Below are 11,521 nucleotides of genomic sequence, written 5' to 3'. Positions count from 1 at the left end.
GATTGATTCGTCTGCCTATTGACGGGCAATAACGCTTTTTAATCGATTTCAGACGAAATTCACGGCCTTGGCGCCGCAATCATCTGATGAAAAAGGCCGACGGAACGCGGATGTAACGTAACGTTTGCGCGCCCCGTGGTAACGTGTTCCGGTACATTCCGCGTAACACCGGAACACCCGCCGCGACGGTGTGCCTCACGTCGCGAGCGGCTGCCCATTACGCATTTCAGCAATATGAAAATGCATTGATAAATCGCCGATTTGCTGATTTTCTTTATTTCGCGATTATCTTTCTTGCCGATTACGCAGATCATTTCCGATCGCGTGATTTCCGATAATTCGGATAGCAGATTGAAACATTGTGAAGACCGGCGCGCGCGACGCAGCGCGCGCCGCCGGATCAGCCGAAGCGCGCGGGCCGGTACGGATGGGGATCGATATAGGTCGGCGCGCCCGTCATCATTTCGGCGAGCAGGCGTCCGCTTGCGGGGCCGAGCGTGAGCCCGTGGTGACAATGGCCGAACGCGAACCACAGGTGGCGATGGCGCGGCGCGGGCCCGATCACAGGGCGCATGTCGGGCGTGCACGGCCGCATCCCGAGCCACGGTTCGGGATCGAGCCGCTCGCCGATGCCGAACGCGTCGCGCGCCAGCGGCTCGGCGCGCGCGAGCTGCACGCCGGTCGGCAGTGCGCCGCGCAGCGCGATCTCGACGCCGGTCGTGAGCCGCAGGCGGCCGCCTTCCATCGGCGCGACGACGAAACCTGCCTCGGTATCGCACACGGGCACGTTCAACGGCGCGCGGGTCGGCCGGTAATGCATGTGATAGCCGCGCTTCGCGCGCAGCGGAATCCGGTAGCCGAGCGGCTCGAAGACGTGATCGGACCACGGCCCGAGCGCAACCACGGCCGAGCGCGCCGAGATCGGCCCATGTTCGGTACCGACCTGCCAGCCGCCATCCACCTGCGCGAGCGTCCGGGCATCGCCGAGCGCGAACGTACCGCCGTCGCGCTCGAACAGCCGCGCGTAGGCCTTGGTCAGCCCGCCCGGGCTCGACACGGTCTTCGGGTCCTGCCAGTGGAATGCGCCGCAGAACGCGTCGCCGATACCGGGCTCGCGTGCGCGCAACGCACGTGCGTCGAGCACGGTCATCCGCAGCCCGTGCGCGTCGGCCACGCGCTGCTGCGCGCGCGTTTCCGCATCGAACAGCGCGGGCGAACGGAACGCCTCGATCCACCCGCCGTCGTGCACGAGCGGCTGCGCATCGGTGCGCGCGAGCAGCGCGTCGTGCTCGACCACGCTCGCCGCGACGAGCGGCAACAGGTCGCGCGCGGCGGCCGCCAGCCGCTGCGGCGACGATTCGCGCCAGAAGCGCGCGAGCCAGCCCGCATACGCGGGCAGCGCGCGGTAGTCCCAGTAGAGATCGACCGAGCGGTTGCGCGCATAGCGCAGCAGCGTGCCGAGCCGGCGCGGAAACGCGTACGGCACGACCGACGAGCGCTCGATCAGCCCCGCATTGCCGTGGCTCGTTTCCTCGCCGGGCGCGCGCCGGTCGACGAGCGCGACGCGCAACCCGCGATCCTGCAGATGCAGCGCCGACGACACGCCGACGATGCCGGCCCCCAGAACGATGACGTCGAAATCCATGGTTCCCCGTACTGCGTCGAGATTCGATGCGACACGCGCCGGCGCGGCGGCCGGCGCACGGCGGTCATTACGATTACTTCGAGACGATGTCGCGCTTGAAGTACTTCTGCGACAGCGCGCTGAGCGTGCCGTCCTTCTTCAGCGCGTCGAGCGCACCGACGATCTTCGCCTGCAGCGCCTTGTCGTTCTTGCGCATCCCGAAGCCCGTGCCTTCACCGAGCGTCGCCGGATCCTTCAGCGGCTCGCCGACGATCTGGTAGTCGCGGCCGGCCGGCTTGTCGAGGAAACCGTCCTGCGCGGTCTGTGCTTCCTGCACGGCCGCGTCGAGGCGCCCCGCGACGAGGTCGGCATAGATCTGGTCCTGATCCTGGTACGACACGACGGCCACGCCCGCGTTGGCCCAGTGCGCCTTCAGGAAGTCCTCCTGCGACGAGCCCTGCAGCACGCCGACGTGCTTGCCGCACAGGCTCGCGACGTCGGGCCGCAGCGGCGAGCCGTGCTTCGCGATCATCACGATCGGCACCACGTAGATCGCCGGCGTGAAATCGATGCTCTGCCGGCGCTTCGACGTGATGTTCATCGCCGAGTTGATCGCGTCGAACTTGCGCGCCTGCAGCGCAGGGATCAGTCCGTCGAACGCATTCTCGACCCACACGCATTTCATGTTCAGCTTCGCGCACACCGCGTTGCCGATGTCGACGTCGAAGCCCTGCAGCTGGCCGGCCGGCGTCTTGCTCTCGAACGGCGGATAGGCGGCTTCGATCCCGAAGCGCAACATGGTCTGTTCCGCATGGGCCGTGACGGCCGCGCAGGCAAGCGCCGCGGCGGCGCAAAGGGAGAGCTTCCAGTTCATGACGGTCCTTCCGTTCTGGATTGAGGCGATGAAGATCGGTGCACGACGGTGCCGGCCGGACGCCCGATCGGCATTCGAAGCAGGCGGCCGCCACACGGCGGCGCATCGTGTCCTGCACACGAAATATAGACTTAAAGTCTACTATAGACTATAGGGGATACGAGAATCGTGCCCCGATACGCGACATCAAAAGATCGCCACCCATCAGAAATGCCTTTGATTTACTGGCGTTTTTTTCGAACCAAGCGACGACACTAAGTCTCGAAAAGAAAAATTCTCCCGATTTTGTTTGTCTATATTAGACTTTTCGTCCATCACGAACATTGCCGGACACCGTCGATCGAGACTGTCCTGTCCGGCCCCGACCGGAGATGTCCCCATGACGCAAACCGCCCCGACCCTGCCGCTGACCGTCGACGAAGCCGCGGTGCGCGCGGCCCTGCCGTCGCTCGACGTGCTCGGCACGCTGCGCCGCATGTTCGCGTCGCTCGCCGCGGCGCGCGCGGTGCAGCCGCCGCAGACGCTCACGCTGTTTCCCGACCAGGCCGGCGACTTCATCACATATCTCGGCGCGCTCGCCGACGCGCAGGTGTTCGGCGCGAAGCTGTCGCCGTATGTCGTGACGGGCGGCAAGCCCGACGGGAGACCAATCGTCACCGCGTGGACCGCGCTGATGTCGATGCGCACGGGCCAGCCGCTGATGTGGTGCGACGCGGGGCGGCTCACCGTCGAGCGCACGGCCGGCACGACCGCGCTCGCGGTCGACTGCCTCGCGCCGCGCGACGCGCGCCATCTCGCGATCGTCGGCGCGGGCGCGGTCGGCCTCGCGCACCTGCGGCACACGGCAGGCTTGCGCGACTGGGAGACGATTCGCGTGTACTCGCCCTCGCTCGCCGGCGACGCGGCGCAGCAGGCGGCGCTCGCGCAGCTCGATCCGCGTGCGCGCGCCGCGGCGAGCGTCGAAGCGTGCGTGCGCGACGCGGACGTCGTGATGCTGTGCACGTCGTCGGGCACACCCGTGCTCGGCGACGGGATGCTCACGCGCCCCGCGCTCGTCACGTCGATCAGCACGAACGTCGCACGCGCGCACGAGATCCCGCCTGCCTGGCTGCCCGACATGGACGTGTACTGCGACTACCGGCACACGACGCCCGCGAGTGCCGGCGAAATGCAGATCGCGGCGGCCGAGCACGGCTGGGACGCCGCGCGGATCGCCGGCGACCTGCCCGTGCTCGTCGCCGGCACCTGCCCGGCACCGTCGTATGCCCGTCACGCGTTCTTCCGCTCGATCGGCCTCGGCCTCGAGGACATCGCGATCGCGCACGCGCTGTACACGCACCTGACGCGCGCATGAGCGGCACGCGCGCGCGGGGCCGATACAATGGCGCAACCGCCGCGGCGGCCGCGCGCGGGCGCACGGGCATGCCGGCCAACGGTGCGCCGGCACGCCGGCCCGATGCGCTGCCCGGCCCCCGCCCACCCGAGATGGCGAACCCGATGCGCAAGAAGAAATCCCCCGTCAAAGACCTGCTGCTCACCCGCTATGCGCCGATCGCCGACGGCATCGCCGCGCTGTTCTTCCCGTACGCGGAAGTCGTGATCCACGACCTGCACGACCAGACCGTGCTGTATCTCGCGAACAACCTGTCGAAGCGCGAGGTCGGCGACGATTCCGCGCTCGAGGAAATCGATCATTCCGCACGCGAGCGCGTGATCGGCCCGTACGAGAAGCTGAACTGGGACGGCCGGCGAATGCGCTGCGTCAGCAACGTGCTGTTCGACGACGAAGGCCGCCCGGCCGGGATGATGTGCATCAACTTCAACATCGCGGTGTTCGACGAGGTGCGCGCGACGCTCGACCTGTTCATCAAGGGCGCGGGCGTCGTCGCGCAGCCGGACGAGCTGTTCCGCGACGACTGGCAGGAGCGCATCAACACGTTCCTGCACGGCTGGCTGCGCGAGCGGCAGGTCGGGCTGAACGGGCTCACGCGCGAGCACCGGCGCGAGCTCGTCGAAGCGCTTTACGCGGAGGGCGCGTTCCGCGGCAAGAGCGCGGCGAACTACGTCGCGAACGTGCTCGGGATGGGCCGCGCGACGGTCTACAAGCACCTCAAGCACCTGAAGGAAACGCAGGGCGACGCGTAAGCGCTCCCCTTTCGGGCCGGTTCGCCGCAGCACACGGCGACGGCCGGGCATCGGCATTCGCTATCGGGACGCCGCTTCCGTGTCTATGCTTCGTGATACGCCGGGCGCCCGTTTCATATGACCGCATGGCCGCCCGGCCAACACGAAGCGTCGAAGAACAAAATGATATAGTCCCGGTTACACTTTTTTTGCTGCCCGGAACCGCCCATGACGACCGCTCCCGCCCCGACTGCCCGCCCGACCCTGACCGTCGAAATCTGGTCCGACCTGATCTGCCCGTGGTGCTGGATCGGCAAGCGCCGCTTCGACGAGGCGCTCGCCGCGTTCGCGCACGCCGACCGCGTCGACGTCGCGCTGCGTGCGTACCGGCTGATGCCCGGCCAGCCCGTCGAGCCGGTCGAGGCGATGCTCGCCGGCAAGTACCGGATGTCGCCCGCGCAGGTCGACCAGATGCTGCGCCAGGTGACCGATGCGGCCGCGAGCGTCGGGCTGCGCTACGACCTGCCCGGCACGCTCGTCGGCGATACGCTCGACGGCCACCGGCTCGTGAAGCTCGCGGAAGCGACGGGCCGCGCACACGTGCTGACCGAGCGGCTGTACCGCGCGTATTTCTGCGAGCACGGCTCGCTGTTCGATCACGCCGAGCTGACCGAATTCGCGGTCGAAGCGGGGCTCGAGCGCTCGGCCGTCGAAGCCGTGCTGCGCAGCGACCAGTACCACGCCGAAGTCGACGCCGATGCCGCCCGCGCCGCGCAGATCGGCGGCCGTGGCGTGCCGTTGTTCGTGTTCGGCGGCCGTTACGCGGTATCGGGCGCGCAACCGGCCGACGCGTTCGCGCAGGCGCTCGACCAGGCATGGCGCGACGGCATCGTCGAACTCGATGGCGGCGACGCAGCCGCGTGCGGCCCCGACGGCTGCGAACTGCCGGCGCGCTCGTAACGCCCGTCGCGTCCATCGTCACGCGCGTCCCGCCCGGACGCGCGACTACGCATCGCTGCTGCCACAAACCGGCAGGAAGCCCGCGCCGAGGGGGTCTACAATGCAGCCGTTCAAATAACGATCAGAAGGCGGCAAGCCCATGACCCACGGGATTCACGGCGAGAAGCGCTGGTACGCGCTGATCGTTCTCTGCCTCGGCGTGCTGATGATCGTGCTCGACAGCACGATCGTGAACGTTGCCCTGCCGTCGATCAGCACCGACCTCCATTTCACCGAGACGGCCCTCGTGTGGGTCGTCAACGCGTACCTGCTGACGTTCGGCGGCTGCCTGCTGCTCGGCGGGCGGCTCGGCGACCTGTACGGCCAGCGGCGCATGTTCCTCGCGGGCCTCGTCGTCTTCACGCTCGCATCGCTCGCGTGCGGCCTCGCGCAATCGCAGGCGATGCTGATCGCCGCGCGCGCGGTGCAGGGAATCGGCGGCGCGGTCGTATCGGCCGTCGCGCTGTCGCTGATCATGAATCTCTTTACCGAGCCCGGCGAACGCGCCCGCGCGATGGGCGTGTACGGCTTCGTCTGCGCGGGCGGCGGCAGCATCGGCGTGCTGCTCGGCGGGCTGCTGACGAGCTCGCTGTCGTGGCACTGGATCTTCCTCGTCAACCTGCCGATCGGCATCGCGGTCTATGCGATGTGCGCCGCGCTGCTGCCGCGCCTGCGCGCGCCGGCTGGCAACGCGCGGCTCGACGTCGCGGGTGCGATCACCGTGACCGCGTCGTTGATGCTGGCCGTCTACGGGATCGTCGGCGGCAACGAGGCCGGCTGGCTGTCGACGCAGACCGTCGCGCTGATCGGCGCGGCCGCCGCGCTGCTCGCGCTGTTCATCGCGATCGAGGCGCGCGCCGCGCATCCACTGATGCCGCTCTCGCTGTTCGCCTCGCGCAACGTCTCGCTCGCGAACGTGATCGCCGTGCTGTGGGCGGCCGCGATGTTCGCGTGGTTCTTCCTGTCCGCGCTGTACATGCAGCGCGTGCTTGGCTACGGGCCGCTGCAGGTCGGTCTCGCCTTCCTGCCGGCGAACCTGATCATGGCCGCGTTCTCGCTCGGGCTGTCCGCGCGGATCGTGATGCGCTTCGGCATCCGCGGCCCGATCGCGGCCGGCCTGCTGATCGCGGCCTGCGGCCTCGCACTGTTCTCGCGTGCGCCGGTGGACGGCGGCTTCGTCTGGCACGTGCTGCCCGGCATGACGCTGCTCGGCATCGGCGCGGGCGTCGCGTTCAATCCGGTGCTGCTCGCCGCGATGAGCGACGTCGATCCGGCCGATTCCGGGCTCGCGTCGGGGATCGTCAACACCGCGTTCATGATGGGCGGCGCGCTCGGCCTCGCCGTGCTCGCGAGCCTCGCGGCTGCCCGCGCCGACGCGCTCGCGGCAGCGAATGCCGCGCCGCTCGACGCGCTGAACGGCGGCTACCATGCGGCCTTCGCGTTCGGCGCGGCATTCGCCGCCGTCGCCGCGCTGATCGGCCTCGCGCTGCGCATCCGGCAGCAGGGTGCGGTCGAAGGCGTCGGCCCCGCGATGCACTGACCGGTGGCTGGTGGCTGGTGGTGTCCACCGCCGCCATCGAACCAGGGCGCGCACTGTCGCGCCCTTTTTTATACGTGCCAGGCCTGGCACCCGCTCTCGCTTCACCGGACGTTTCAGGCCGATCAGCCGCGAGGAGGACGGCCACCACGCCCCCACGCCACTCAAACGCCCGTTTTACTTCCAGCCGGATGCCCGCCCCACGGGCTTTCCCCTTCGATTTTTAACGCAGTCGTACATCGACGCGCCACATTTGCGACAATGGCGGACTTTGATGCGCGCGCAGCGGCCACGCGCCGCCGCCGAACATTGCATAACCGTCGCCGCATAACCGTCTGCTTCCGATGTCGCTTCCCCATATCGATCTGCTGTACTCGTTGTCCGGCCTGTTCGTCGGCATCCTCGTCGGCCTGACGGGCGTTGGCGGTGGTTCGTTGATGACGCCGATCCTCGTGCTGCTGTTCGGCGTCCACCCCGCAACGGCGGTCGGCACCGACCTGCTGTACGCGGCCGCGACCAAGGCCACCGGCACGCTCGTCCACGGCCTGAAAGGCTCGATCGACTGGCGCATCACGGGCCGGCTCGCGGCGGGCAGCGTCCCGGCCGCGGCCGTCACGCTGTGGTGGCTGCATACGCACGGGATGAACACGCCGGGCACCGCGCGGATGATCCAGCTCGTGCTCGGCATCGCGCTGCTGCTCACGTCGCTCGCGCTGATCTTCCGGCCGCAGCTCACCGCGTTCGCCGCACGCAACCCGCTCGCGCCGAGCCCCGCGCGCACGCTGTGGTCGACCGTGCTGACGGGCGCCGTGCTCGGCGTGCTCGTGTCGATGACGTCGGTCGGTGCGGGCGCGATCGGCGTGACCGTGCTCCTGCTGCTGTATCCGATGCTCGCGACGACCCGCATCGTCGGCTCCGACATCGCGCACGCGGTGCCGCTCACGCTCGTCGCGGGCATGGGCCACTGGCTGCTCGGCTCGGTCGACTGGTCAATGCTGCTGTCGCTGCTGCTCGGCTCGCTGCCCGGCATCGTGATCGGCAGCCTGCTGTCGGCGCGCGCGCCCGAACGGCTGCTGCGCAACCTGCTCGCCTCGACGCTCGTCGCGGTCGGCATCCGGCTCGTGCTCGCGTAAGCGGCGCGACTGCCGCGCATCGACTCTCTCTCGCCCCAGACGAAACACACCGCCCGGGCTCACGCCCCGGCCTTCGCCCGTGTCTTGGCAGTCGTCCGGACAAGTCTTACGGCGTACCGGTCAGCGTATGCGCCACGGGCAGGTATTTCGTCAGGATGCTCAGCATGGTGGCGGCCTCCGCCTTCGACACCGGCGGAAACGGCGAAACGTACGACGTTCCATTGCGACGCTCGTGCGCCTTCGTGATGAAGGCAAATTCCTGGGGGCTCACACCCAACGAGGCGGACACCCGCTGGATGGCGAGGTTGCGGCCGGCATCTTTGGTTCGCACTTCGTAGAATTCCAGGATCGCCTGGACTACCTGAAAATAGCCTTCGTAGGCCAAGGTAAATACCTGCAGATGCCGGGTGGAATCCAACTCGTCGGCAGTTATCTTGTAGTCCGCGGCATTGCGAAGGAAGCCGGCGATTGCCCCGGGCGTCGGAGCAACCTCATCGAAGGCCTTTGCCTTGATCAGGTTTTCGTATTCAGTCGGGCGCGACATCACAGTATCCTCAGCGTGGGGCTTTGCGCGATCTGCGCCATGACCGGATCGGCTTCTACCAGCGCCGCCCATTCATCGGGCTCGTACAAAGAGAAGTTGACGGGGCGCAGCAGGTTTTGCTCGACCACGTGCAAGGCTTCAGATAGCTCGAGGAGCGGGACGTTCCCGATGACGATCAGGTCGATGTCACTACGGCCGCTGTCGGTACCCTTGGCCACTGAACCAAACACGAACGCCGTGGAGATGTGCGCGGCAAAGGGCAACAAGGCTTCCGTCAACGGCTCCGCAACGGCAAATGACTTGCGCGCGATACTGACCAGTTCCGGATAGAGGACGAATTCCGTATTGGCTCGGATGCTTCGTTGTCGACCTCGTCGGGCGTCTTCCCTCAGTACGCCGACCTCGACCAGCCGGTCCACCTGCTTTTGCGCACTTCCGCGCCCACTGTTTGCCAGACGCAGCAATTCCTGCAGCGTAAAACTGCGGTCGGGTTGCAGCAGCGTGGCACCAAGAACCCGTTGCATGCCCGGCGTGAAGAGAAAGTCCGCGAGACTCACGACAATCCTCGATCTAGGGATGATCGGCCTCATTATGGGGATTTTCTGGTGAATCCTCAATAGAGGGCCATTCATCCCTTGTTTGAGGATTCTGCGGCACCTTTATGCAGACTTCCGGCGTCAACGAGTCGCCCCTCGAACAAGACGATGCCCCGGAAGTCCATGACTCACGGGGCATCTTGGAGAACGCCAGCACTGCCTTCAACACACGCCACGTGACGTGCTGGAGCACGTAGCCGGGCAGCGCCTCGATCTCACGTCAGGCGGCGCAAGCCGCCCGCGGCGCTTACTGCCCCTGCTGCTGCAACTTCTGCTGCTTGAGCTGCTGCGTGCGCATCTGCAGCTTCAGCACGCGCTGCAGCGCGGTGCGGTTGGCCAGGATGCCGTCGTAGAAGTTGGCGAGATCGCCCTTCAGCGCGGTCCGCGACGCGTCGTTCAGGTAGATCATGTGGCCCGACGGGTAGTTCTTGATCGTCAGGTTCTGCGCCTTGAGCGTCGGGTCGAGCGGCATCTGCGCGAGCGTCAGCTCCGTCTGGTGGAACGGCGTGACGGCGTCGAAGTAGCCGTTCGCCGACAGCACCTTCAGGTCCGGGTTCACGCTCATCGTCGACGCCAGGTCGCCGGCCGTGTACAGCGTATTGCCGCCGCCCTTGTTCGCGCCGGTCGGGTCGGTGTGGCTGAAGTCCCAGTTGTTGAAGACCTGGTCGTTCAGGTCCACGAACGACGACGTCGACGTGTACTTGAGGTCGGTGTTGATGTAGCTGTTCCACAGCACCGTGTACGCACCGCCCACGTTCGTGATCGACGGATCGTTGCTGCCCGAGTTCGGCAGGATGTACGGCGCGATGCCCTTGCCCGTGAAGTTCGCGCGACCGTCGTACTGGCCGATCTGCGTGCCCGGCACGAGTGTCAGGAAGAACGTGTACGGCGGGTTGTCGTTCGACGACGGCACGTTGCCGAGCGCGGCCGGGTTGCCGAACGTCTGGATCAGCGACGTCGGATCCGTGCCGATGTACGCGCCCATCTGCTGCGCGGTCTGCAGGTTCAGGTTCAGGCGCACGTTCACGAAGCCGCCGTCCTGCGGGTTCGGCTTCTGCGCGAGCGGCGCGAGCGTGTTGTCCGCGTAGTTGCGGGCCTGGACCATGTACGCGTCGAGGTCGGTCGGCGTCGGGTTGAGCGTCGTCTTCTTCCAGTAGAACGCATCGGCCGCGAGCGTCGGGAACGTGCCCGGCGCGGACAGCGCGTTCGCGTAGTCGAGGATCGACGACTGCAGCGTGATCCCGTTCAGGTCGATGCCGTCCTCATGCAGCACCCACGACACGACCGCGCTGCGCGCGGTGCCGTACGACTCGCCGTACAGGAACTTCGGCGAATTCCAGCGCGAATACTTGGTCAGGTAGCGCTGGATGAAGCGGTCGATCGAGCGGGCGTCCTGGTCGGTGCCCCAGAAGTCCTTGTTCTTCGCCGGGGCGATCGCCGCCGAGTAACCGGTGCCGACCGGGTTGATGAACACGAGGTCGGTACGGTCGAGCAGGCTGTCCGGGTTGTCGAGTAGCTTGTACGGCGCGGGCGGCGTGAAGTTCGGGAACGACGACTGCAGGCGCTTCGGCCCGTACGAGCCGAGCAGCAGGTAGACCGACGACGAGCCGGGGCCGCCGTTGTAGAAGAACGTGACCGGGCGCGGCTTCGACGGGTCCGGATTGTCCTGCGTGTACGCGACGTAGAACATCTTCGCGTTCGGCGCCGACGTGACCGGATCGATCGTCGTCAGGTGGCCCGTGGTGGCCGTGTACTTGATCGTCTTGCCGCCGATCGTGACCGTACGGTGCACGACGGCCGCCCCTTCCGTGGAATCCGTGACCGCGTCGTTCGGCCCGGTGCCGTACACGTCGTTGTCGACGTACGGCTGGTCGGCCGCGGCGGCCGTTGCGGTGGTGTTGGCCGACGTGCTGGCGCCGGCCGACGTCGCGGCGGCGGCGGCGGCCGAAGCGGCCGGGCTCGACCCGTCGTCGCCGCCGCACCCCGTGACGAGCAGCGCAGCGGCCGCGGCCGCTGCGAGCGGCACGCTCAGTGTCGTTCCGAATAGCGCGAAACCGTCTTTCAAGGACTTCCGTGTCGTCATTATTGCC

10 protein-coding genes are annotated in these 11,521 nt (G+C 67.3%); 5 read left to right on the top strand and 5 right to left on the bottom strand.

Translation table 11 applies throughout. The features are described 5' to 3' along the window. Nucleotides 1-400 precede the first annotated feature (400 nt). Complete coding sequence (locus tag CFB50_RS04325) at nucleotides 401-1,645, bottom strand: NAD(P)/FAD-dependent oxidoreductase (protein ID WP_089445041.1); 1,245 nt, start codon at nucleotides 1,643-1,645, stop codon at nucleotides 401-403. Nucleotides 1,646-1,718: 73 nt separating this feature from the next. Further along, nucleotides 1,719-2,498, bottom strand: a complete 780-nt coding sequence (locus CFB50_RS04320; protein ID WP_089445040.1) for an ABC transporter substrate-binding protein — start codon at nucleotides 2,496-2,498, stop codon at nucleotides 1,719-1,721. Between the two features lie 379 nt (nucleotides 2,499-2,877). Between CFB50_RS04320 and CFB50_RS04315 the strand changes: the two genes are divergently transcribed. The 5 genes from CFB50_RS04315 to CFB50_RS04295 all read left to right on the top strand — a co-directional run bounded on the left by CFB50_RS04315 (nucleotide 2,878) and on the right by CFB50_RS04295 (nucleotide 8,291). Then, entirely contained in the window at nucleotides 2,878-3,852 is a 975-nt protein-coding gene (locus CFB50_RS04315; RefSeq protein WP_089445039.1) for an ornithine cyclodeaminase family protein, read from the top strand. Further along, complete coding sequence (locus tag CFB50_RS04310) at nucleotides 3,849-4,643, top strand: helix-turn-helix transcriptional regulator (protein WP_069247283.1); 795 nt, start codon at nucleotides 3,849-3,851, stop codon at nucleotides 4,641-4,643. The genes CFB50_RS04315 and CFB50_RS04310 overlap by 4 nt, the downstream gene beginning before the upstream one ends. Nucleotides 4,644-4,850: 207 nt before the next feature. Continuing rightward, nucleotides 4,851-5,582: a DsbA family oxidoreductase gene (locus CFB50_RS04305; RefSeq protein ID WP_069247282.1), complete on the top strand. Its 732-nt coding sequence runs from the start codon at nucleotides 4,851-4,853 to the stop codon at nucleotides 5,580-5,582. Between the two features lie 139 nt (nucleotides 5,583-5,721). After that, nucleotides 5,722-7,161 carry a DHA2 family efflux MFS transporter permease subunit gene (locus tag CFB50_RS04300; protein WP_089445038.1) on the top strand — a complete coding sequence of 480 codons (1,440 nt, stop codon included), beginning with the start codon at nucleotides 5,722-5,724 and terminating at the stop codon, nucleotides 7,159-7,161. 341 nt (nucleotides 7,162-7,502) lie between these two features. Next, entirely contained in the window at nucleotides 7,503-8,291 is a 789-nt protein-coding gene (locus tag CFB50_RS04295) for a sulfite exporter TauE/SafE family protein (RefSeq protein WP_069247280.1), read from the top strand. Nucleotides 8,292-8,397: 106 nt separating this feature from the next. On the opposite strand, the gene CFB50_RS04290 is transcribed toward CFB50_RS04295, so the two are convergent. From CFB50_RS04290 to CFB50_RS04280, 3 genes are all read right to left on the bottom strand, one after another. Continuing rightward, the gene (locus CFB50_RS04290) at nucleotides 8,398-8,835 is read right to left on the bottom strand and encodes a hypothetical protein (RefSeq protein ID WP_089445037.1); all 438 of its coding nucleotides are present in this window, start codon (nucleotides 8,833-8,835) and stop codon (nucleotides 8,398-8,400) included. Continuing rightward, entirely contained in the window at nucleotides 8,835-9,392 is a 558-nt protein-coding gene (locus tag CFB50_RS04285) for a nucleotidyltransferase domain-containing protein (RefSeq protein ID WP_256978730.1), read from the bottom strand. Before CFB50_RS04285 ends, CFB50_RS04290 begins: the two co-directional genes overlap by 1 nt. 286 nt (nucleotides 9,393-9,678) lie before the next feature. Continuing rightward, nucleotides 9,679-11,514 carry a S10 family peptidase gene (locus CFB50_RS04280; protein ID WP_089430682.1) on the bottom strand — a complete coding sequence of 612 codons (1,836 nt, stop codon included), beginning with the start codon at nucleotides 11,512-11,514 and terminating at the stop codon, nucleotides 9,679-9,681. Between the last annotated feature and the right edge of the window lie 7 nt (nucleotides 11,515-11,521).

Origin of the sequence: Burkholderia sp. AU33423, from assembly GCF_002223135.1 — a bacterium.
GTDB lineage: Bacteria > Pseudomonadota > Gammaproteobacteria > Burkholderiales > Burkholderiaceae > Burkholderia > Burkholderia lata_D.
Note: the sequence above shows the minus strand (reverse complement) of the source record. Positions and strands in the feature narration are given on the sequence as shown.